This window comes from Oleiphilus sp. HI0067 (assembly GCF_001635735.1).
The window spans coordinates 1-644 of record NZ_LWFI01000785.1 but is presented as its reverse complement, the minus strand read 5'-3'; the positions used below and the strand labels follow the sequence as shown (position 1 = coordinate 644).

General features: G+C 44.1%; 1 protein-coding gene. It reads right to left on the bottom strand.

Annotation, left to right across the window (positions count from 1 at the left end; all coding sequences use genetic code 11):
- Window positions 1-549, bottom strand: a 549-nt coding sequence (locus A3739_RS08520; protein ID WP_156502485.1) for an AAA family ATPase, incomplete at its 3' end; no start/stop codon positions are given.
- Window positions 550-644 lie beyond the last annotated feature (95 nt).

Here is a 644-nt window from a genome sequence, read left to right as displayed (position 1 = left end):
GGTTTCTTCTTGGTTGTTTATCAGCATGTCTAGCTGGCGAGCTTTCTTTTGCCATGCTTGATAACTCTCTTTTACTTCCTTAACAAGCGTTTCATTGCCTGCATAATCATCGAGAAGTACCCGGTGCTTATCTTTGACTAGTAAGCTTTGATGCTCGTGTTGGCTATGTATATCAATTATTTGTTCGCCAAGTGCTTTGATGTCGCTTAATGGGCTTGGCTGACCATTGATATACGCACGAGATCGACCTTCGGCAGTGATAACGCGGCGTAAAATGCATTCGTCTTCATTATCAAGGTCGTGTTGTGTTAACCACTGCTTTGCTGCGCTGATGTGGCGAATATCGAAGCTTGCGCATATTTCTGCTTTGGCTTGTCCGTGCCGCACCATACTTGAGTCGGCTCTATCACCCAGTGTAAGCCCAAGTGCGTCGAGCAATATCGATTTACCTGCACCCGTCTCACCGGTCATGACGGTCATTCCCGAATTGAAGTCAATTTCTAGTTCACTGGCGATTGCGAAGTTACGAATACTGAGTTGGTTAAGCATAGTCGGCGCTTTCAAAATTACTGTATTTATAAACAGTGTAATACTGGCTAAGTAGGATGGCAAAGGTTTGGGAAGAGAAAAAATAGAAAAGTTTG